Origin of the sequence: Idiomarina sp., assembly GCF_048265525.1 — a bacterium.
GTDB lineage: Bacteria > Pseudomonadota > Gammaproteobacteria > Enterobacterales > Alteromonadaceae > Idiomarina.
This window is the reverse complement of the sequence record NZ_JBLXBI010000003.1, coordinates 242,038-265,071: the sequence shown is the minus strand read 5'-3', so window position 1 is coordinate 265,071 and position 23,034 is coordinate 242,038. Positions and strand designations below refer to the sequence as shown.

The 23,034-nt window shown below is 45.5% G+C and carries 17 protein-coding genes and 2 pseudogenes; 7 read left to right on the top strand and 12 right to left on the bottom strand.

From position 1 onward, the window contains the following. Positions 1-5: 5 nt before the first annotated feature. Positions 6-2,045, bottom strand: coding sequence for an oligopeptidase A (gene prlC, locus ACN0TF_RS08845; RefSeq protein WP_417441627.1), 2,040 nt, complete (start codon positions 2,043-2,045; stop codon positions 6-8). Positions 2,046-2,179: 134 nt separating this feature from the next. Here prlC and ACN0TF_RS08840 point away from each other — a divergent pair, with 134 nt between their 5' ends. The 3 genes from ACN0TF_RS08840 (at position 2,180) to ACN0TF_RS08830 (ending at position 6,603) form a co-directional block, all read left to right on the top strand. Then, complete coding sequence (locus ACN0TF_RS08840; RefSeq protein ID WP_417441626.1) at positions 2,180-4,489, top strand: S9 family peptidase; 2,310 nt, start codon at positions 2,180-2,182, stop codon at positions 4,487-4,489. 127 nt (positions 4,490-4,616) lie between these two features. Further along, complete coding sequence (gene gorA, locus ACN0TF_RS08835; protein WP_417441625.1) at positions 4,617-5,969, top strand: glutathione-disulfide reductase; 1,353 nt, start codon at positions 4,617-4,619, stop codon at positions 5,967-5,969. 205 nt (positions 5,970-6,174) lie between these two features. Continuing rightward, the gene (locus ACN0TF_RS08830; protein ID WP_417441624.1) at positions 6,175-6,603 is read left to right on the top strand and encodes a hypothetical protein; all 429 of its coding nucleotides are present in this window, start codon (positions 6,175-6,177) and stop codon (positions 6,601-6,603) included. A gap of 137 nt (positions 6,604-6,740) precedes the next feature. On the opposite strand, the gene ACN0TF_RS08825 is transcribed toward ACN0TF_RS08830, so the two are convergent. Then, positions 6,741-7,310: a hypothetical protein gene (locus ACN0TF_RS08825; protein WP_417441623.1), complete on the bottom strand. Its 570-nt coding sequence runs from the start codon at positions 7,308-7,310 to the stop codon at positions 6,741-6,743. 222 nt (positions 7,311-7,532) lie between these two features. Between ACN0TF_RS08825 and ACN0TF_RS08820 the strand changes: the two genes are divergently transcribed. Beyond that, the gene (locus tag ACN0TF_RS08820; RefSeq protein ID WP_417441622.1) at positions 7,533-8,114 is read left to right on the top strand and encodes a GNAT family N-acetyltransferase; all 582 of its coding nucleotides are present in this window, start codon (positions 7,533-7,535) and stop codon (positions 8,112-8,114) included. 127 nt (positions 8,115-8,241) lie between these two features. Here ACN0TF_RS08820 and ACN0TF_RS08815 read toward each other — a convergent pair. Both ACN0TF_RS08815 and ACN0TF_RS08810 read right to left on the bottom strand, forming a co-directional pair. Further along, positions 8,242-8,512 (bottom strand): annotated as a pseudogene (locus ACN0TF_RS08815) (DDE-type integrase/transposase/recombinase); the annotation flags it as partial. Positions 8,513-8,675: 163 nt separating this feature from the next. Beyond that, positions 8,676-8,795, bottom strand: a pseudogene (locus ACN0TF_RS08810) (transposase); the annotation flags it as partial. Between the two features lie 121 nt (positions 8,796-8,916). Between ACN0TF_RS08810 and ACN0TF_RS08805 the strand changes: the two are divergent. Continuing rightward, entirely contained in the window at positions 8,917-11,790 is a 2,874-nt protein-coding gene (locus ACN0TF_RS08805) for an insulinase family protein (protein WP_417441621.1), read from the top strand. Positions 11,791-11,842: 52 nt separating this feature from the next. Here the strand turns inward: ACN0TF_RS08805 and gdhA are convergent, their stop codons facing one another. The 4 genes from gdhA to ACN0TF_RS08785 form a co-directional block, all read right to left on the bottom strand. Further along, complete coding sequence (gene gdhA / locus ACN0TF_RS08800; RefSeq protein WP_417441620.1) at positions 11,843-13,195, bottom strand: NADP-specific glutamate dehydrogenase; 1,353 nt, start codon at positions 13,193-13,195, stop codon at positions 11,843-11,845. A gap of 293 nt (positions 13,196-13,488) precedes the next feature. Then, positions 13,489-13,941, bottom strand: coding sequence for a hypothetical protein (locus ACN0TF_RS08795; RefSeq protein ID WP_417441619.1), 453 nt, complete (start codon positions 13,939-13,941; stop codon positions 13,489-13,491). 326 nt (positions 13,942-14,267) lie between these two features. After that, entirely contained in the window at positions 14,268-15,464 is a 1,197-nt protein-coding gene (locus ACN0TF_RS08790) for a GGDEF domain-containing protein (RefSeq protein WP_417441618.1), read from the bottom strand. 2 nt (positions 15,465-15,466) lie between these two features. Next, entirely contained in the window at positions 15,467-15,910 is a 444-nt protein-coding gene (locus ACN0TF_RS08785) for a YaiI/YqxD family protein (RefSeq protein WP_114982459.1), read from the bottom strand. A gap of 127 nt (positions 15,911-16,037) precedes the next feature. Between ACN0TF_RS08785 and ACN0TF_RS08780 the strand changes: the two genes are divergently transcribed. Then, positions 16,038-16,667: a peroxiredoxin gene (locus tag ACN0TF_RS08780; RefSeq protein ID WP_417438999.1), complete on the top strand. Its 630-nt coding sequence runs from the start codon at positions 16,038-16,040 to the stop codon at positions 16,665-16,667. 127 nt (positions 16,668-16,794) lie between these two features. Continuing rightward, entirely contained in the window at positions 16,795-18,435 is a 1,641-nt protein-coding gene (locus ACN0TF_RS08775; RefSeq protein ID WP_417441617.1) for a methyl-accepting chemotaxis protein, read from the top strand. On the opposite strand, the gene ACN0TF_RS08770 is transcribed toward ACN0TF_RS08775, so the two are convergent. Genes ACN0TF_RS08770 through hemH form a run of 4 tightly spaced genes read right to left on the bottom strand, consistent with a single transcriptional unit; the run spans position 18,432 to position 22,908 of the window. After that, positions 18,432-20,732 (bottom strand): putative bifunctional diguanylate cyclase/phosphodiesterase, encoded by a 2,301-nt coding sequence (locus ACN0TF_RS08770; RefSeq protein WP_417441616.1) that lies wholly within the window; start codon positions 20,730-20,732, stop codon positions 18,432-18,434. The two genes, ACN0TF_RS08775 and ACN0TF_RS08770, sit on opposite strands and share 4 nt — an antisense overlap. 27 nt (positions 20,733-20,759) lie before the next feature. Then, entirely contained in the window at positions 20,760-21,275 is a 516-nt protein-coding gene (locus tag ACN0TF_RS08765) for a hypothetical protein (protein ID WP_417441615.1), read from the bottom strand. 23 nt (positions 21,276-21,298) lie between these two features. Then, positions 21,299-21,802 carry a retropepsin-like aspartic protease family protein gene (locus ACN0TF_RS08760; protein WP_417441614.1) on the bottom strand — a complete coding sequence of 168 codons (504 nt, stop codon included), beginning with the start codon at positions 21,800-21,802 and terminating at the stop codon, positions 21,299-21,301. Positions 21,803-21,813: 11 nt separating this feature from the next. Continuing rightward, a complete protein-coding gene (gene hemH, locus ACN0TF_RS08755; protein WP_417441613.1) occupies positions 21,814-22,908 on the bottom strand; it encodes a ferrochelatase in 1,095 nt (364 codons plus the stop codon). Between the last annotated feature and the right edge of the window lie 126 nt (positions 22,909-23,034).

The following is a 23,034-nucleotide window of genomic DNA, read 5'->3' as shown; positions in this document are numbered from 1 at the left end:
GAACATCAGGCTGTTATGCCACTATGACGTAACAAAGCTTCGGCATTCGGTTCGCGACCACGAAATTCCTGGAATAAATCTGCGGCTTTACGGCTGCCACCACGTTCCAGAATGACATGTAAAAAGTCTCGCCCGGTTGCGGCGCTGAATATGCCTTCCTCTTCAAAGCGTGCAAACGCATCAGACGACAGCACTTCAGCCCATTTGTAACTGTAATAACCTGCCGCATAACCACCAGCAAAGATATGACCAAAGCTGTGCTGAAAGCGGTTGTACTCCGGTGGAATACGTACCGAGGTTTGTTGACGCACTTCACTCAGAATTTCACTAATACGCGCACCCGTGTTCTCGTCAAACTCATGGTGAATACGCATATCAAACAGCGAAAATTCCAACTGTCGCATCATTTGCATAGCCGACTGATAATTGCGCGCAGCCAGCATTTTCTCCAGCAGCTCCTGTGGCAGCGGCTCACCGGTTTCATAGTGTCCGGATATTAATGCTAGTGCTTCGGGTTCCCAGCACCAGTTTTCCAGGAATTGACTCGGCAACTCAACAGCGTCCCACTCAACACCGTTAATACCAGACAAACCAGCGGTATCGACCTGAGTTAACATGTGGTGCAAGCCATGACCAAACTCATGGAATAATGTCAGCACTTCATCGTGAGTAAAGAGTGCAGGCTTACCACCCACCGGCTTACTAAAGTTACAGGTTAAAAAGGCCACCGGGTTTTGCAATTTGCCGTCGGCGTGCACTCTGCGGCCGACAAAGTCCGCCATCCATGCTCCGCCGCGCTTGCCTGAACGCGCGTAAAGATCCAGATAGAAACTGCCTCGCAAATGTCCGTCGGCGTCGTGAATGCGGAAGAATCGCACATTCTCATGCCAGGTTTTTACGTCTTTTTGCTCGCTAACCGTCATGCCAAACAGGCGCTTAACCACCTCAAACAAACCGTTCAGCACATGTTGCTCAGGAAAGTACGGACGTAATAATTCATCAGAAATAGAATAGCGCTGCTGTTTTAACTGCTCACTAAAGTAAGGAACATCCCAGGCTTCCATTTTCTCCACACCTTGCTCTGCAGCAAAGGTTTCAATTTCAGCATACTCGGCTTTCGCCTGTGCTTTAGACTTATTGGCAAGATCCTGCACAAAATCTAACACCTGCTCCGGCGACTCGGCCATTTTCGTCGCCAGCGACATTTCGGCAAAGTCGTTAAAACCTAACAGCTCCGACATTTCATGACGCAAAGCCAGAGTTTCGTTCATAATCTCAGAGTTATCGAACTCCCCGCCATTAGGCCCGGTTTCCGACGCACGGGTCACAAAAGCCTGGTACATTTCCTTGCGCAGCTCCCGGTCTTCGGCGTACAGCATTACCGGCAGATAACTTGGAATATCTAAAGTGAACAACCAGCCTTCTTTTTCCTGGTCTGCTGCAGTTTCTTTTGCAGCTTCTTTGATACTTTCCGGCAAACCAGCAAGGCGGCTTTCATCAGTAATCAGGCAAGTCCATGCATGGGTGGCATCCAGCAAGTTGTTGCTGAAGGTTGAAGACAAGTCAGACAGCCGCGATGAAATTTCAGCATAACGTTTCTTTTTATCTTCAGGTAAGTCCACACCCGACAAACGAAAGTCACGTAAGGTGTCGTTAATGAGCTTTTGCTGCGCTTCGGTCAGCCCTGCAAATTCGTCACTTTTACGCAGTGCCTGATAAGCGTCAAACAAGCCTTTGTGCTGTCCTACATAGGTCGCGTAGTCAGACAACAATGGCAGGCAGCTGTCATGCGCTTCACGCAGTTCTGGTGTGCTTACTACCGAGTTCAAATGCGAAACCGGCGCCCAGACATGCTCAAGCTTTTCATCCGCATCGGTCAAAGGTTCAATCATACCATTCCAGCTAAAATCACCACGCTCCAGTACTTCATCAATGGTTTTTCGAGCATGCTTTATGCACTCTTCAACAGCGGGTTGAATATGTTCGGGTTTAATTTGCTCAAAGTCCGGAAGCTGGCTCTGTTCTAATAGCGGGTTATGGCTCATTTTTACCTCAATTTTTCTAAATGCTTACAGTGGATATTGGGGCTTTGCGCTAGTCTTCAACCACGCTTATGTGGTTTCCTGCGTTTTTTACGGTATTATCAGTTCGTTAATAAATCAGAATAAAGGTAAATGTCATGTCTGACACCTCTTTTCGATCTTTGCGCTTATTGGCCGGATTAACGGCCATTATCACCTTAAGTGCCTGTAGTAACCTGGGTGGACAATCCACTGCGGACTCTGGCGAAGCTGAAGTAACAGGCGTTAGCCAGCTGACAGCGGAGAAAATTTTCGCCAGTGATACCTTCAGTATTGACCGCCCGGCGCCAACCCGCTGGCTGGAAGACGGTTCAGGTTACACGACTTTAGAGCAGTCCGGTTCGGCAGATGGCCGCGATATTGTTCGTTACCACCCGGAAACCAACGAACGCACGGTTTTAGTCAGCGCGAAACAGCTGACACCCGAAGGCAAAAGCAAAGCGCTGGATATTGCCGACTACGTATGGTCAGACGATGGCGAGAAAGTACTTATTTTCACCAATACCAAGCGTTCGTGGCGCACCCATACTCTGGGCGATTACTGGGTGCTGAACCGCAACAACAACGAATTACGCCAACTGGGTGGTAATGCGCCCGAGTCGACTTTGCAGTTTGCCAAGTTTAATCCGCAAGGTACAAAAGTCGCGTTCGTTATGCAGAACAACATTTATGTGCAGGATCTTAGCAGCTTCACTGTCAGCGCGCTGACCAGCGACGGCAGCGACACTATCGTTAACGGAACCTTCGACTGGGTTAACGAAGAAGAGTTTTTCCTGCGCGACGGTTTCCGCTGGAGTCCGGATGGCCAGCACATTGCGTACTGGCAGCTGGACACCGAAGGCACACCAGTATTCACCATGATCAACAACACCGACGAACTCTATCCAACGTTAAAAGAGTTCCCCTACCCGAAAGTAGGTGAAACTAATGCCGCTATGCGCATTGGGGTAATGCCGGCCAGTGGCGGTCAGACAAAATGGATGAATATTCCCGGTGACCCTCGCCAGCATTACCTGGTGCGCATGAACTGGGCAGGCAACAGCGAAAAACTGTTAATTCAACAACTGACCCGCAAGCAGCACATTAACCGTGCCTTTATCAGTGATATTGAAACCGGCCGTAGTCAAGAGCTGTTACGCGAAAGCACCGACTCGTGGGCTGAGTATGTCGACGACATTTACTTTTTAAATGATGGTCGCGAATTTACCTGGTTAAGCGAGCGCAGCGGTTACCGTCATATTTACCGGGTGCAACGCGACTCGGGCAGAACCACCGCCATTACCCGCGGTAACTGGGACGTGGTTGAAGTACTGCGGGTAAACGAAGAAAACGGCTGGGTCTATTTTATTGCATCACCGGAAACACCTCTGGAGCGTTACCTGTTCCGCGCCAGCTTAGACGGTAGCGGTCGCTTAGAGCGCCTTACACCGGACATGGACGGCACCCACAGTTACAGCATTTCACAAGACGCAAAATACGCTGAACACACCTTTAGTTCGGTTAACCAGGTTCCGGTTACTAATATGATTTCACTGCCGGATCATGAGGTGATTCGTACGGTGGTTGGCAATAACGAGGCACAGCGGGCAGTTGAACAGGTACAGAAACAACCGGTTGAATTTTTCCGGGTGGAAGCTCGTGACGGTTTAGAGCTGGACGGCTACATTATGAAGCCAACTGACTTCGACCCCAGCAAAGAATACCCTATTTTGTTCTACGTTTACGGCGAACCCTGGGGACAGACGGTTGCTAACCGCTGGGGCGGCTCATTGTATTTATGGCACACCATGCTGACACAGCAGGGCTATATTGTTGCATCTATTGATAACCGCGGCACCAAATCACCACGCGGCTTTGACTGGCGCCGTTCTATTTACAAGAACCTGGGCGTTGTTACCGTACGCGATCAATACGATGCGCTGCAACAAATGCTGGAACGCTGGGACTTTATTGATGAAAGCCGTGTAGGCATTTGGGGACACAGCGGCGGCGGTTCACAAACCCTGAATGCGTTATTCCGTTACCCGGATAGCTACCACATGGGTATGGCGCTGGCGCCGGTACCCGATTTAACGCTGTACGACACCATTTATCAGGAGCGTTACTCTGGTTTACTGCCCGAGTCAGCCGAGCGTTATAAAGAAACCTCAGCCATTACGCACGCTGAAAACCTCGAAGGCGACTTACTGTTAGTGCACGGTACGGGCGACGACAACGTTCACTTCCAGGGCAGCGAGCGCCTGGTCAATGAGCTCATTAAACACGGTAAGCAGTTTGAGTTTTTCGCTTACCCGAACCGCTCTCATGGTATTTACGAAGGTGAAGGTACAACCCTTCATTTACGCACCATGATGACCGAGTTTGTAAAAGAGAACTTACCAGCCGGCGAACGCTCGTCATCTGAGTAATGAACTGATCTTTCGATTACCGCTATCGGTATAAAAAGCATGACAACCCCGTGTCTTTATTTGCAAGATACGGGGTTTTTATTCAAGATATCCGCAGTTTTTGAATTAAGTACAGGAGTTAAGCAATATGACCAGACATTATGACTATCTTGCGATAGGCGCAGGTAGTGGCGGCATAGCCTCAGCCAACCGCGCAGCGATACGTGGCGCAAAAGCCGCGGTTATTGAAGCAAAGGCCGTTGGCGGCACCTGCGTAAACGTAGGCTGTGTTCCCAAGAAAGTCATGTGGTACGGCGCTCATATTGCTGAAGCCATAAAGTACTCACCTTCATACGGTTTCGAGCTGGAGCAAAAAGGTTTCGACTGGGCCACTATGGTTAAGAACCGCGAAGCGTATATTGAGCGCATTCACGGTGGTTACCATCGCGGCTTTCAGGGCAACGGTGTAGAGTTTATTGAAGGCTTTGCGAAGTTCGTTGACCACAAAACAGTAGAAGTTAACGGCGAAAAAATTACCGCTGACCATATTACCATTGCCACCGGCGGGCGCCCCATGATCCCCGAAATTCCGGGTGCTGAGCATGGTATCGACTCCGACGGCTTCTTTGCCCTGACGGAACAGCCTAAAAAGGCCGCCGTTATTGGAGCCGGCTATATTGCGGTGGAAATTGCCGGTGTCTTCCATGCCTTAGGCACTGACACTCATTTAATGGTACGCCGTGACCGCCCTCTGCGCAGCTTCGATAAAGATATTACCGATGGCTTGCTGGAGCGCATGAAGCAGGACGGCCCTGAACTTCATACAGAAACCACCGTTCGTGAAGTGGTTAAGCAAGACGACGGTACATTAACCCTGCACTTTGAAGGTGGTCAGACAATGGACGGCGTCGACTGCTTAGTCTGGGCTATAGGCCGCGTACCATCCACCGATAAAATTAACCTGGAATGCACCGGTGTAGAACTGGATAGCGAAGGCTTTATTAACGTCGATAAATTCCAGAATACCAACGTACAAGGTATTTACGCTGTAGGCGATAATACGGGTGCCGCAGCGCTTACACCGGTTGCTATAAAAGCAGGACGCTTACTTGCGGAGCGCTTGTTTAACAACATGCCGAACGCGCACATGGACTTTGAAAACATTCCGACCGTTGTATTCAGCCACCCAACCATTGGCACCGTTGGTCTGAGCGAGGAAGACGCTAAGCTCAAATTCGGTGAAGACAACATTACTGTGTATAAGTCATCGTTCGCAGCCATGTACAATGCCGTTACCCCGCACCGTGCTCTTAGTTATTTCAAGCTGGTATGCCATGGTAAAGAAGAGAAGGTTGTAGGCATTCACGGTATTGGTGAAGGCATGGACGAGATATTACAGGGCTTTGCCGTTGCTCTGAAAATGGGGGCAACGAAGGCCGATTTAGACTCTACGGTTGCGTTGCATCCGACTAGTGCTGAGGAGTTTGTTACCCTGAAATAGGGAACTTCAAACTGATTTCAAAGTAAGCTTTTAAGAGCATTCTGAAAGCAGCCGACAACGGAAACTCTTCGGTTGAACGCTGCTTTCAAATTGCTCAAAAAACCAATCAGTGGATTTAAGGTGCCAAATTAGGGGGCGAATCTAAGATTGGTAGGTAAAAAAGCGAGGCATAATTGAGCCATAAATCTTCAACGAAGATTAGCTCATGGCTCAATTATATCGCCACAAACAATTCAGACTTTACACAGACGTTCGCGTTGTTGACGGAAAAGTTCGTTTCTCTGGTGGAAAAACAACGGATCAGATGTACTTCCTTCGAGATAAAAACGGTGCCACAGTCGATGTGGCATTGGATTACTTCACATTCCTTATTCTTGTTCGAAACCTGAAGAAATTTGGCTCTGAGGCAAATGCCATTAAGCGCTTCTGGAGCTTTCTAGAGGGAAATCAAAAACGCAAAAGAACCAAAATACTCAAAAGCAGGACTATCTCCTTAAAACGAGACATAAAAAAGCTAGAGGCTGAAAGCGAGGTGCTGACATCGGAAAATGAACGATTACAAACTGAGTTTGATAAATTGAGTTTTGAATTCAAGCTTGTAGTGCGTAAAAAAAAGAACTTCAGGGTGAACTAAATATTAGCGAAGATTCCCGGAAACAGGCAAACCGGAAGATTGCTGAGTTGAAGCGCAATAAAGTTGTTCTGTTGGATTAACAGAACTAGAATTTTGATTTTTACCTTCTTTAAAACATTGCAATTTGAAACTGTTTTTCACCAAGACTCGCGTATATAAGCGAATAAGCTGTTTACTCTAAATAGCTCCAGCTGAACTGGAATCTTAGGAATCGTATCCATTACTGAAAACGTAAACTCTGGACTGAGCTTTTTATCTTTTACGAAACCTAAATATAGATTAGCAAGATATAAAGCTGCCAAAGACCGTAAAACGTTTTCTAAATTTGCTCTATTATAAAACTCCTTCCGCTGATGCTTTACTTTATTGTGACTACTCCACCACTCTGGAGTGATACTGTTCTTCCAAGACTTCCATGGCGTAAAACTTAAATCAAACTTGCAGCAAATAACTTCTTGGCTGTTAAAGTCTTTCAGTTCGTTCACAATAATTTTTCTATAAGCATTTATGTTGTTCGCATTAAGCTCTGGAGATATTTCCTTGCATAGCTCCTTTAATACCACATCAATTTCCGAACAAATTGATAAGTACAGCCTAACCATTTCAATTGAGTATGTTGAGAAGTTGCTCTCAGTAAACTCTACATAGCGGGATAACTTATCAACATCCGACTCTAGAGCAAAGAAATAAGGCCAATACGACTGCATAGTGTTAACAACTCCTGTAACCCTTAAACCGCTAATAAGATGGCAAAATTTCGTTAACCACTACAGCATGATAGCACCTCTAATTAGGTGGCCAAATTTAGTTTGCCACTACAGAAGTAACTTTAATAGTTATTATATTAATTTGAACCTACATATGCTAAATTTAACTCTTTCGAAGAACAAAAAGCCGACAGACCTGCACTTCATAAAGAAAAATAGCCTATGAATTTCACAAACAAGAAAATTACTGGTAAATTTATAGAACTCAAATCAATTACAATGGAAGATATACCTCTAATACATTTAATTTATCAAGATGAAAAAACAACTGAGCAAGCGAAGTACTACTATAAAATCAGTATTGATAAGATTTCAGATATATATAGGAAGCGAATTGAATCTTCTAAAGAAGGATGTAATATAGACCTTCTTATTCGTAAAAAGAGCAATCAAAAAGTAGTTGGAACCTGTACGCTTAAAGAGATAGACTTCAAAAGTATGTCAGGTGAGTTTGGTATAATGGTTCATCACAAGTTTTGGGGAAGTAGAGTCGTTATAGAATGTTTTTTTCGATGTTTTGATTTTTTTTACGAAACTCTTAAATTAACTAAAATTAAAACAGCAGCCTTCACTACTAATAAACGATCACTTGCTCTTATGCAACACTTGGATATTCCCCTTCATTCCATTAAAAAAGATGTTATGGTTTTAGAGGGCGAACATAAGGACGACGCCTGCTATGTTATTACTATCGAACAATGGCCTAAGATTAAAGATTATTTAAAAAAACTATTATACTCGTAGAGATTAATAAGGTTTATTGCGGCCTAGATTCACTAGGTGTAAAAAGTTACCCAAATTTTACTTTATTCAATTTTTTTAATTTCATCAAAATGACGCTTTTTTGGATTGTAAAACATCTCGATAAAATTAAATTGTGCTCTTTCATGAACGCCAGATAATCAGAGCTGCCATATTGGCTGCCCTGATCGCTGTGCACCAACACTTTCTCTTTCGGGCGTCGCTGATAAACGGCCATGAGCAGTGCACTGATAACCAAGTGTTTATCCATTGACCAGCCAACAACGCGTCTGGAAAACAAGTCGATAACCGTTCCCACATAAAGAAAGCCCTCGTAAGTCCGCACGTAGGTAATGTCCCCACGAGGTATTTGGCGTTTTAGGGTTAAACTGCCGTTCAATTTCAACACCCGGCACATGGCCGAAACAGAGAACTGATTTTGGTGATCACGGATAAAGGCGTACTTTACTCGGACTCGCCTGCAAAGTACTTTGCGGTCTTTTTTAATATATCCCGTTCCTCCTTAACGCGTTTTAGCTCAGCCTCAAGCTTTGCTATGCGCAGTTATTCATCGGAGGACTGATTGGTTTTATTATCCTGACCGTATTTAGCACGCCAGTCGTAAAGTGACTTGACGGAAATGCCCAGACGATCAGCGACGTCCCTTAATTTCGCCCCTATACTAAAAGTATGCTTTAACTCTCACAACCTGTTACAAAATAGTCAACAAATAATTAAATATCCCCCTCAACAAGCAGGGTAGTCCTCGTTATTATATTGAGGTCATTTTTTAAGGGATATTTTTATGAAGAAGTTATTACTCGCAAGCTCTATTAGCTTCGCTCTTTTAGCCGCAGGCTGCAGTCAGCCAGTTACCGAAACCAGCACCTCCCAAAACGCCGTTGCCGGCGAAGTCATTAAAAGCCCAAACGATGAGCGCGAGTATCGCGTTGTGACTTTGGATAACAATGTTGAAATTATGTTGGTTTCTGATCCAAGCACAGATAAATCAGCTGCCGCTTTAAGCGTTGGCGTTGGTTTATTGCAGGACCCGGAAGCTCAACAGGGGCTGGCACATTATCTGGAGCACATGTTGTTTCTGGGAACCGAAAAGTATCCTGATACCAACGAATACAGCGAGTTTATGAGTAATAACGGCGGTAGTCAGAATGCCTCTACCTGGCTGGACGTCACAAACTACATGTTTAAAATTAATAACAGCTCCTATGATGAGGCTTTAGATCGCTTTTCTGACTTTTTCAAAGCGCCAAAGCTGTACCCTGAGTATGCAGACAAAGAGCGCAATGCAGTGAATGCCGAATGGTCAATGCGCCGTGAAATGGACTTTTTCGGTCAGTTTAAATTAGGTCGCTTATTGTTGGGTGAACACCCTTCCAACCGTTTCCTTATTGGTAACCTCGACAGCCTGAGTGACAAAGAAAACAGCGAGCTGCATAAAGAAACCGTAGATTTTTACAATCGTTTCTACTCAGCCAACATTATGAAAGTTGCCATGATAAGCAACCGCTCGTTAGAAGAGATGGAAACCTTAGCTCGCAAACACTTTGCCAGTATTGAAGACGACGGTATTGATGAGCCTGAAGTCGCGGCTCAAATTAACTTCGACGACGTCGGCAAGAAGCGCATCCATTATGTGCCAAATGAAGACGTGAAGCAGCTGAAACTGGAATTCATTATCAATGACAATCAGGATCAGTTTGCGGTTAAGCCCAACCGCTATGTCAGTTACCTGCTTGGCTCAGAAATGCCTGGCACGCCAGCACAACAACTCAAAGCTGCAGGCCTTATTGCTAACTTAAACGCATCGGCAGAACCCACTTTTTACGGCAACTACGGTGTAATGGCAATTGATGTTGAGCTCACTAATGCCGGCATGCAACAGCGTGAAGAAATTGTCGCGCTTATTATGCAATACATAGATAAAGTCCGCGCTGAGGGCGTTGATGAAAGTTACTTTAAAGAAATAAAAACCAGCCTGAGTAACAACTTCCGTTTCTTAGAAAAGGGCGATGAGTTCAGTTATGTTTCATCTCTGGCTCAGACAATGCAAAACTACCCGGCTGAGTACGCTATCAGTGCACCTTATGAATACCAGCAGTTTGATCCTGAAGCCATCCGTTCGGTACTGTCGCAACTCACACCGGAAAGATTGCGCGTTTGGTACATTAGTCAGGACGAGCCACACGACAGCGAGCTCGATTTCTACGAAGGTAAATACAAGGTTGTTGATATCCCGCAAGAAGAAATAGCGAGCTGGGATAACGAACCTAAAATGGCAATTAACTTGCCTAAAGTGAACACCCTGTTGCCTGAGAGTTTTGCAATTAAGCAGAACGACGCTTTTGATAAACCAAAAGTGGTTATCGAAGAGGAAGGCATTCAGGTATGGCAATATCCAAGCCAGTTATACAGCGACCAGCCGCGCGGCGTTTTTTATATTCAAATAAACAACGACGCACCGATTAAAAGTATAAAGGCGGACGTTTTAACCGCTTTATGGCGCGATTTATACAATATGAATGTTAGCGCCCTGGATACTGAAGCAAATATCGCGGGTATGAACCTCAACCTTAACGATGGAACAGGACTGTCATTGACGGTATCCGGCTTTACCGATAAACAACCGCAGCTACTTGAGCGCGCTATTGATAACTTGAGATTTGACGTAGAAGAGCGAGCCTTTAAGCAAGCGGTGGATCGTTATGTCAGAGAGCTGAAAAATAAAGGGCAGGAATTCCCAATTTACCAAAGCTTTGACGCATACGGGCAGTTGATTCGGGAAGGAGGGTTTAACCAAACTGACTTAATTGAAACTGCGCAAAGCCTAACTCCGACCGACTTGGCTAACTTTATCGACACCCTAATGGGTAATAACGCCATTCGCGTGTTTGCTTTTGGTAATTACGATAAGTCCAACCTGGAAGAATCTGTTGATCGTATTCAGGCCAGCTTACCCGAAGACCGGAAAGTCACTGACTTTAAAGTGGCTCAATTCTGGAAGCCTGAAACTGGCAAGTCCATTGTATTGCGTCGTGACCTGGACGTGGCTGACGTGGCGGTGGTTGATGCACACATTCACCCTCAACCGGGTTTTGCCACCCTAGCGGCAGGAACGGTTCTGCAAAGTCACTTCCGTACTGTAGCTTTTGATACCTTGCGTACAGAAGAGCAGCTGGCCTATGCGGTGGGCTCTTTCGCACCGAACCTGGATAATTACGCAGGTTTTGGCCTGTACATTCAAACCCCGGTTAAGAATGTTGTCGATATGCAGGAACGCTTTGATAGTTTCAAAGAAGAATATTGGGAAGACCTAAAGGAAATGACGCCTGAAGAGTTCAATCAAATCAAACAAAGCACCTTGATTACATTGAACGAACAGCCGAAGAACTTGAAGGAAGAAGTTTCCCCATTCCTGGCTGATTTGAGCTTGCAGCGCTTTGAATTCAACAGCAAAGAACAGTTAATTGATGCCGTTGAAAACGTAAGCCTTGAAGACGCCAAAGCCTTTTATCAGCAAACCATGTTAAACCCCGATGCCGCGCGTATTTCGGTACAGCTACGCGGCACTAAGTTTGCAGAGCAACCCTACGCGGAATTGCCAAACCAGAAAGTCATTTCCGATTTGGCAGAGTTTCACCAGGAGATGGAAAAGCAGTAATAATACTTAATACGGAGCAACCTCTTTATTGAGGTTGCTCGAATTTCAAAACTCAAACCACACCTTGTTCCAGCATGGCGTCGGCAACCTTACGGAATCCGGCAATATTTGCGCCAAGAACTAAATTATTAGGATGCCCGAACTCTTCGGCGGTGCGCTTCGCATCTTGGTATATATTACTCATAATGTCTTTGAGTTTTTCATCCACTTCCTCAAAGTCCCAGCGCAACATACTGGCATTCTGAGCCATCTCTAACTGGCTAGTGGCGACACCGCCTGCGTTTGATGCTTTGCCCGGACCATAACCAACGCCACTTTCAATGAAGAGCTCGACCGCGGCCTGAGTGGTAGGCATATTTGCCCCTTCCACTATGTACTTGCAACCGTTCTCCAGAAGTGCCTGGGCATCTTTTTCGGTCAATTCATTTTGAGTCGCACAGGGGAAAGCAATATCGGCTTCGTAGCGCCAAACGCAGTGACCTTCTTCGGGGTAATCGTCCTTAGACGTATATTCCGCATCCTCATGAGTTTCAAGGTACTCTATAAGTCGCCCGCCCTGTTCTTCTTTTATCCGCTTAACCAAGTCAAGGTCAATACCGTTATCATGGTAAATGGTTCCGCTGGAGTCACTGCAACTGATCGGTTTAGCTCCCAATTCATACAGCTTTTCCATAGCATGAATAGCAACATTACCTGATCCTGAAATCAAGCAACGCTTTCCGTCCAGCGAGTCATCCTGGTCATCCATCATGCATTGCGCGAAATAGACAACGCCGTACCCTGTCGCCTCTTTTCTAACTTGAGAGCCGCCCCATAATTCACTTTTTCCGGTTAAGACACCATCAAAACGATTGGCCAGGCGTTTATATTGACCAAAGAGGTAGCCAATTTCCCTTGAGCCCACACCGATATCTCCCGCAGGAACATCGGTATGAGGACCAATGTGGCGATACAGTTCACTCATAAACGACTGGCAGAAACGCATAATCTCCGCGTCCGACTTGCCTTTAGGATCGAAATTGGCGCCGCCTTTGCCGCCGCCAATGGGTAAACCGGTCAGCGCATTCTTAAATATTTGCTCAAATCCAAGAAACTTAACAATACCGGCATTAACACTCGGATGAAAACGCAGCCCGCCTTTATAAGGCCCCAAAGCGGAGTTAAACTCTATTCTGTAGCCTTTATTCACATGAATTTTACCGCCGTCATCCATCCAGGGGACACGAAACATGATTTGTCGCTCAGGCTCAAGCAGCCGCTCAATAATAGAGTGTTCCCGATACTTAGGGCGTTCTTCCAGCAAAGGTTCTATCGATTCAAGTACATCCTCTACCGCTTGATAGAACTCGACTTGCGCCGGACTGGTTTGCTTTAGCTTTTCGATGGTTTCTTTTATGTAGCTCATTGAGGTATCCGTTATTGTTAAAGGCGCATGCATGCTTATTAATAACGTATTTTAGAAAGTTTAGATCGCCCCAAATAAAAAACCCGGAGACAAAGCCTCCGGGTTACAAGTACTTTCTAGAATCAAAACTAAAACGATGATCTCGCTCCTAAATAAAATTGGAATCTAGCGTTATCCCAGATTGCCACCCAGTTCGAAAGCCGATTTGATGAGCATATCGACCTATAGCAAATTGACTGACACAGAATATTGAACATCACCCTCGAATATTCAGATTTCGTCTGACCACTACATTAGTTACATCTAATCCACACTCTTTCACTACGACATGAGCCAGGGATTACATCGCCCTCTACAGTTACTACTTCACGATTAAAAAGAGGGATATCACCACTATAACTATCGCATTTGGGTGCTGGATTTACGGGCTCTTCTGGCCACGAGTCGTCCCAATTAGGATCTGTTGGTTCCTCAGGCTCTTCACAAACATCAAAAGGCCGAATATATAGTTTAGCGTCACAAGACACATTCCCCGAATAGGTGACCCTTTCATTAACGATATAACCACCAAGATCCCCCCATAACTTCCCACTAAAGTTACATTTAGTTTCCTGCGTCTCCGGGTAGTTATCACAAACTTGAACTGTTTTGTAGTAACCATCTACGTCTGGAGCCGCACACCAATCCGCAGCGTATGAAGAATAAGTAAAAATGAAAAAGGCTATGAAAGCTATTATTTGTTTCATATTTCCCCCTAAAATATATCTCGAAAGTTTACTTCTACAACAAATTCAGAAGCCTCAAACACACAAAAAGAACTTTTAATATATAAAACTTTGGTAAAAAGTAAAGTTTGTAATAATGTTAAAAACATTAGTAGTATAAATAATTCTTACGAGACTTACTAAAAATCAAGAGAGGGAAATAAGAAATTACTTGTAAATCATTGCATTAAATAGTACTAACTGACGTAATGTAAAATGGCTACCGTAATCAACCGAACTGCTTTTGGAATACAACTTTTTCTTAACAATCAAGCTAAAGATCGACTTTATACAATAGTATTTAGCCACTATTTCAAAATCCCCCGGTTACGCCCAGCTTTTTTCGCAGAGTAAAGATTCTCATCAGCACGTTTCAAAATGCTATCCGCAGTATCATCAGGTTCCTTTAAAGTAGCACCTAAACTGATAGTGACTTTGACCGTTTTACTCTGCTCCTTTTTCCCTCGCGATTCTTTGCCTTTTGTCTTGCTCTCCGGCCGCGAAGGCTCTCTCAATTTAAGCGGGTAATTAGCGACCTTGCTACGAACGCTTTCCAGAGAACTTTTTAGCTTTTCTTCGTCGTTGTGGAAAAACACTAAGGTAAATTCCTCACCGCCATAGCGGTAAGCCTTAAACCCGCCGTGCTCTTTTAAAATACTGCCTAACAACCGCAACACCTGATCACCAACCTCGTGTCCATAGCGGTCATTAAACTTTTTAAAATGATCAACGTCGAGCATGCAAACGGCACTGCGTTTGCGTAAGTGTTGTAACTGACTCATCAACGCACGCCGTTGCGGCAGCCCGGTTAGTTCATCAATGTAAGCCAGCTTCAACATTTGGTCGGCCAACGCCAGCAATAAGCCTGCGCTGGCTGCCAAAGCGGCCCAGGTGGAGGCTTGCTGGTACTGCACGGCCAACAAAAAGACCATAAGAGAAAGCCAGGCCGCCCAATGACTCCAGGCAAAAGCAGAAGCGCTTTTATAGAGCAAATAAGTTGCCCAGACTCCGCCCATGGCGACTGTCCAAATGAGCAGCCCAATAGCAAACGAGCTTTGTTTCCAGTCAGGTAAAGTCAAAACCTCGGCAGGGTTCAATAAAGCGAAAGTCTGAGCGACTGGCGGCAGCAATAGCGATAAAGGCAATGTTGCTAAAACAACAAATATCAGTATGCCTTTTCCGGTTAGTAGTACTGGCTTTTTCAGGAAGGTCAGGAGCAAGACACTAATCGATAGCCACACGGGTAGTGCATCATACAGTTGGGAAACGTCTTTCTGCGCCAGCGGTTGCTGTAAACCGAGCTGAATCGTGGCATAGATACCACCCACCCAGGCGCACCAATAAAACCATTGCCATTGCCGAAAGAAAGCGGCAACCAAAAACACCAGCCCTAATGCTGCTGAGACAGTTCCGGGAACTGAAAGCGAGACAGACGTAAGCCACTCAGGAAAAAACCAAACCATAAGAGCCCAGATAATTGCCGGTAACGCCGCGAAAAAGGTCAAGTTCAACTCCCTGCTAATAAACGGTCTAAATGATCCGCAAAGTTTTTGCGATCCACATTCGACAACGGTGGCGGACCACCAGACTGAATACCGCTACTGCGCATGGTGTCCATAAAATCTCTTATGTTCAGCCGCTGTCGAATATTATCGGGAGTGAAGAGCTCCCCCCGGGGGCTTAATGCTTTAGCGCCTTTGTCTATCACTTCAGACGCCAGCGGAATGTCACTGGTTATGATTAAGTCGCCCGCTTCACAGCGCCGGACTATTTCATGGTCTGCCACATCGAAACCACTACCTACCTGCACCATATGAATAAATTTAGATTTAGGTGTTTGAATGCGTTGATTAGCCACTAAGTAGAGGTGCAGTTGTTTTCGTTGTGCCGCGCGAAAGAGAATTTCCCGTATTGCCACAGGGCAGGCATCGGCATCAATAAATAAAGTCATTGCTAATAGTCCACGCATCTATATTAGAGTAAAAGGTTATAAGCCCAATGCCTTGTAATGTGCTCAGTACGCTATCATTTAATGGTTACCAGCAAAGCTTATCAATAATTGCTTCAGGAGGCACTCTATGACATTACGTATTGGCGATACTGCACCGAATTTTACCATTGATACCACACAGGGTTCGATAGAATTCCATGACTGGGCGAAAGGCTCGTGGGTATTTTTCTTCAGCCACCCGGCAGACTATACGCCAGTTTGCACAACGGAAATGGGACGTACAGCACAGCTTGCCCCGGAATTTGAAAAACGCAATGTGAAACCACTAGGGTTATCTACCGATACCGTAGAAGCTCACAAAGGCTGGATTAATGATGTTAACGACACTCAAAATACCGTACTAGAGTTTCCTATCGTTGCCGACAAAGATCTAGAAGTAGCGCAGCTTTACGACATGATCCATCCAAACGAAAGCGCCACGGCAACAGTACGTTCTGTTTTTATTATCGACCCAAACCAAAAGGTTCGTTTAATCATGACGTACCCGATGACTGTCGGTCGTAACTTCAATGAAATTCTACGCGTTATTGATGCTCTGCAAACGACTGACCGTGACGAAGTGGCCTGCCCGGCTGACTGGCTGCCCGGAGACTCTGTCATTATTCGTCCGACGGTTAGCGACGAAGACGCAAAAGAAAAGTTTCCACAGGGCTGGAAAACCTTACGTCCGTATTTACGGTTGACCGATATTAAGTAATCAAAAAGCAGCTATGCTGAGTGTAATATGACGCTCAGCATTTACTGTTGACCAGCTAAAGTAAGCCTGCTTAGCTTCCGATAATGGGTAACACGACTTCGGTCACAAGCTATCTAGAGGCACGATTATGAGCTGGTTTAACAACCTTACATTTCGGTACAAATTATTACTTCCTATTGTATTACTGGCCTTAGTGCTTATTGGTATTGCTACCGTCAGTACCATGAATTTTAAATCCGTTGCTAATAGCGTTGATGAAATAGCCAGTGAACACTTACCCGGCCTTAATTACTTACTGCAAGCGGATCGCGACCTACATCAGGCTCTGGTAGCAGAAAGAACCTTACTCTCCGTTCCACCCAGTTCGTCCAAGAAACAAGAACTTATCGACACAGTCAATGAGAACCTACAGCAAGCATCTCAAAGGGTAGAACGATTTTTAGCTCTCACTTCAAGTGCCGAAGAACGTCAAATGGTTGCTGATTACAAGCAAAAAAATGAGACCTGGGTCGCAACCACTAAGCGAGTAATAGAGCTTCATGGTCAAAACCGGGTTGAAGAAGCCATTAGTTTAAGTGAGCAGCAAAGCGGCCCTCAGTTCGAGACCATGCGTGATGTGCTTGACCAACTAGAGCAACGCAAAGAGGAAGCTGCACTCAGTCAGTCCGACATTATTGACGAAGTCATCAGTCAAAGTAACTGGACAGAGATGGTTGTCCTGACCATAGGTTTAGCTATCTGCGTATTGCTGGCGTTATTCTTTCCACCATTAATTACCAGGCCATTGAACTTAATGCTTGAGCGTTTTGAGGATATGGCTAAGGGCGAAGGCGATTTAACCGCGCGCGTTAACCTGAACCGGACGGATGAACTGGGCAAGGTGGCCGACGCTTTTAATGCTTTTGTCGAAAAGCTGCAGCGCATTATTACCAAAATTAATGAAATGACCGAGCAACTGGCAACATCGTCAGAAGAGCTTTCCAGCATTTCAGAAGAGTCTAACGAAAGTATCAGGAAGCAGCACGAGGCGGTTGAGCAGGTGGCAACAGCTATCCATGAAATGTCGACCACAGTGGACGAAATAGCCAAAAGCGCCAATGACGCAGCGACTTCTGCGAAAACAGCTGACGATCACACCAAACAGGGTCGCGATGTCGTTAAATCGACAGTCGATGCGATTCAGAGTTTAGCTAACCACGTGAATCAAACATCTCAAACCATTTCTAAGGTAGCGGAAGATAGCGACAACATAGGTAAGGTGTTGGATGTTATCGGTAGCATAGCTGAACAAACAAACTTGCTTGCGTTAAACGCGGCTATTGAATCTGCACGCGCAGGGGAACATGGCAGAGGCTTCTCTGTTGTCGCCGACGAGGTCAGAACCTTAGCCAGCCGCACGCAAAAATCAACCCAGGAGATTCAGGAAATGATTGAGCGTTTACAAACAGCAACTCATGAAGCTGTCCGCTCAATGAACACTGGTAAGGAAGAGGCGGATCACACGGTCGAAAGAGCAAGGAATGCTGATGAGTCACTTCAGGCTATAACTTCAGCGGTAGCAGAAATTAATGATATGAACAGTCATATTGCCAGCGCGGCTGATGAGCAAAGCTCAGTTACAGAGGAAATTAATCAGAACATTAATACTATCAGCAGTATTTCAGATCAGTCCGCACAAAGTTCGGCTCAGGTGAAAGAGTCCAGCGAGAATTTGGCTGAGTTGTCTGCCAACCTACAACAGGAACTCCGCCAGTTCCGAATCCGTTAATGTTCGTTTTCGAAAGATTGCTGGCGTTCTGCCCATTTGAGCAGTTCGCCCAGCGGCTTAGGCTTACTGAATAAGAACCCCTGCATAAAGTGGCAGCCATGCTCGACTAAATAAGCACACTCTTCTTCCTTCTCTACGCCTTCAGCGACAGTTTCAATACCTATGCCTGCAACCATGCTCAGAATACCGCAGGTAATAGCGGCGTTATGCGAGTTCTCATGAATATTTTCAATAAAGCTGCGATCAATTTTGAGCTTATTTACCGGCAACATATTTAAATAACGCAAACTGGCAAAACCACTACCAAAATCGTCAATAGCCACATCCAAACCCAGGTCTCGCAATTGCTGCAATAACTCAGCAATACGCTGAGTGTCATTAACTAATACATTCTCTGTAATTTCGACGGTGATCTCGCCGGGTTTAATATCAAACTGTTCGAGTATCGCTTTGGTTTTACTGACAAAATCTTCACGATAAAACTGGATAGGCGAAAAGTTTACCGAAACAGATTTTATACCGTACCGCTTAAGCTGCTGCAGGTCTCGACAAGCTTGCTTTAACACCCATTCGCTAATTGGAATGATTTGCCCTGTGCGCTCAGCAACAGGAATAAAGTCTGCAGGAGAAACGTAGCCTTTGGTAGGATGCTGCCAACGAATGAGCGCTTCAGCTCCGGCAACTTTACCTTTGTCGGTCATAATGGGTTGATAAAACAGCTCAAACTGCTCTTGCGCAAGCGCTTCCTGAATTTTAGTCCGCAATGCCACCTTGTAGCCTAAGCCTTCATCAAGGTTTGCGGAATACCAGCAAACAGAGTTCCCCCCGCGTTTTTTCGCTTCGTACATAGCAACATCGGCACGTTGAGTAAGCTCCATAGGGTGTTTAAATTCAATATCATTTGCTGAAACACCAATTGCTGCCGATAAAGAAACCTCGACTTCGCCAATCCGAAAAGGCTGTTCAAATACCGCTAAAATTTCCGCGCATAACGCATTAACTTGCTCAACAGCACTCATATCCTGAATAACGGCGACAAACTCATCGCCACCGAAACGACAAAGTAAATTAGGCTCCGAAACTACCTGTTGCAGACGTTGCGCCGTCTCAATTAAAACCTCGTCTCCCAGGTAGTGTCCCAGGCTATCATTTATAGGCTTAAAGCCATCTAAATCGATAAAGAGGACGAATATTGACGCGTCACTCTTATTTTCCTGCAGCTGTTGTAGTCGCTGCTCCATTGCACTGCGGTTTACCAGGTGCGTTAAGCTGTCGTGAGAAGTGAAAAATTCTAACGCTTCCTCCCGCTGAATTCGCTCGGTAATGTCCTTAGCTATGCCGTGTACGCCGGTAATCTCGCCATCGATAATAATAGGAATATTGGTTATCGCTAAGTCATGAAGCTGACCCGTCTGGTCTTTTACTTTTATCTCGTAGGACTGAGGAATACCGGCTTTAGCCGCTTCAAAGTGCTCTGAGGTTCTTTTCTGATCACTTTCAGGCACTGCCAGCTCATAATGTTCACCCAGTAAGTCCTCTTCTTTAAGCAATAAAAGCTCACAAACTGAACGATTAACGCTAGTGAAGTTGCCTTCTAAATCGAGCATAAACACAGCATCAGGGTTGTGAGTAAATAGTGAACTTTGACTCTGTTCAAGACGAGCTTGTTTCCTTCTTTGCTCCTCCTGCTCAATGATGAGAGCCACCAAGTCACGATTACGGATAATAATTTCCAGTTCAGACCCTAATGGCACTCTCGGCTCTGAAAAGTAAATTGCGAAAGTTCCAATAACGTCACTGTCAGAGGTTGCAAAAATAGGGTGGGACCAGCACGCCACTAGACCTTGCTGGTCAATTAGCGACCTAAATTGACTGAAACGTTCATCCTTTCTCATATCAGCAACCAGCACGGGCTCGCCGAGCGCTGCGGCTGTACCACAGGCACCAACACCGTCCGCTATGGCTAAGCCGTCTAAGGCTTGATTATAAGATTTAGGCAGGGAAACAGAAGCGGCGGTTGATAAGGTTTGTGTTTTTCTATCAACTGCCATAATGGAGCACATGGCACCATCAATTTGGGACTCAATGAGACGACAGATGCCCAGCAGGCGGTTTTCAATATCCCGATGCCGGGCTAACGAGTTAAACGCTTCATAATGCGACTGAATTAAGTAATTTGTGCCTTGGTATTTCTTTTCCGCTCTTTTCCGGATCACTACGACAAAAATTGTCGCAGCAATCAGGACAAGGGCTATGCCTGTTGCCAACAGGCTGTATTCCGGTAGGCTATCCTGCATTGGCTCGCTGCATATTTACCGCCTGCTTTATTTAACCCGCTGCACTCGCATGCGGCGATTTGAACCATCACGACCAAAGAAAAATGAATTTAATGCGCCGCGTTCAATATAATATGTATCGTCTTCGTCCCAGGGAAAGTAACTAGCGCTGTCGGTCTGTTTCCAAATTTGGCCATTACCAAGTTCGATACGCCATTTTTTATAAGGTCCTTGCTCTTTCGACGCAACTTCGACCTCAATTCGGTCAAGCTGGCCTTCCTCTTTATCTTTATGCTCCATACCAAAGGTTTGCTCTGAAGAAGAGCTGTTGCGCTTCTTAGCTGCCTGTTGAGCCCTGGACTTTTGTTTTTCAGCCTGAGCTTTTCCTCTGGCTTTTCCTTCTGCTTGCTTCGACTCACCCTGAGATTTCTTAGCAAGACTGTCATAACATACCAGTCGCTCCAGCGAGTCTTCAATCCCTGCACATTGCTGTAACGCCTCTTGTTGTGCATTAACACTGCCCGCCGCCAACAATAAGGTTGCCCCTAGTAATGTTTTGTACATACATCGTTCCTGTTTTGTTTTATTTAATAACGTAATGTAAGAGTATCGCCTTTTTGCGTTAACTCAAATTCCTTCAAAGCACTCATGCCCAAAAGTATGACATCCCCATCCATCCCGGGAGTGATAGACGCCGCGACATTCGTTAGCTTAATTTCACCCAATTCTAATCTATCAATTTCTGTTCTATAAGTTATAACACGTCCGTTCGCTGTTTGAGACATACCCTGGCGGCCTTTACGCAAGCCCAGTGCTTTAGCCAGATTTTCAGGAACAGCAACCAGTGTCGCCCCGGTGTCCAACAAGAAAGTCACAGGCTGACCATTCACTTTACCTTGTGCCACATAGTGACCCATCCGGTTTTGCTCCAGCACAACGGTGACCTGCCCGTTATCGACATGGCTTTGCACCTGAGAGTTCGGGTTAAACTGTTGCTGCAACTGGTCTTCAAAAAACCAGACCAACATGACAAGAGCCAGCCCCCAGGCAATAAACATAAAAGGTTTGCCGAATGAAGTCGTACGCGCCAAGTTAATCTCCTTTAATCATCATAGGGCAAACTTTGCTTTTTTACCTGCTCGGCTCTTTGCTGTCGCTGTTCGGTTACGTCTTCAACTGACCAGCCTTGCAAATTATTTTCAATAAGTTGGCTTAACGCATCAATATGCCCACTTTCAGCATTCAGAGCTGAAATGTATTCGTATCGCTCGCCGCCACTTTCCATAAAGTATTCACGGTTTTCTTCACCAATTTCTTCTACAGTTTCTAAGCAGTCAGAAGAGAATCCCGGACAAAAGACCTGAACCGATTTTACTCCTTTACCAGGAAGCGCTTTCATTGTCATATCGGTGTAGGGCTGCAACCATTCTTCGCGGCCAAAACGTGACTGAAAAGTCGTCAGATACTCGTCTTTTCCAAGCCCCAATCGCTCTGCCAGTAAGCGCGATGTTTTGTAGCATTCGCAGTGGTAAGGGTCACCATTTTTCAGATAGCGCAACGGAATCCCATGGTAGGAAAACAGCAACTTATCAGCCCGCCCATGAGCGTCCCAGTGTTTTTCAATACGCTGTGCAGCGGCTTCGATAAAAGGTGAAAAATCGTGATAGTGAGTAATAAAACGGAGTTCAGGCAACCAGCGGCGTTTGGTAAAGTCTTTCGCCAGAGCATCAAAGGTTGAGGCCGTAGTCGATGCCGAATATTGCGGATACAAAGGCAACACCAGTAGTTTGCGAACGCCTTTTTGCATCATCTTCTCAACCACATCGCCAAGAGCCGGATTCCCGTAGCGCATGGCAAAATCCACCACAATGTTGTCGCCCCAGGTTTGTTTCAGTTTTGCCTCAATAGCCGAAGCCTGGTCTTGCGTATGAAATAATAAAGGTGAGCCACGATCCGTCCAGACGGTCTTATAAGCTTCGGCTGAGCGTTTAGGCCGAAAGCGCAAAATAACCCCATTCAAAATTAAAAACCAAAGTAAACGCGGCACTTCAACCACTCTGGGGTCGGATAAAAACTCTTTTAGATAAGGCTTCAGGGCTTTTTTTGTTGGAGCTTCGGGAGTTCCCAGATTAGTGACCAACACCCCAATTTTGTCCGCCTGCCCATGAGAAAAAGCCGGGCTTCCTTGATATTTCATTTTAAGTTACCTTCTAACAACACGATTAAGTGCAAAATTTACGTAAGTTTTAACGGCTTCGATCCCTATTTGCAAAAAAATCACGCTACACTCAACCGATGGATGCTATCGAAAACAATATGTTGA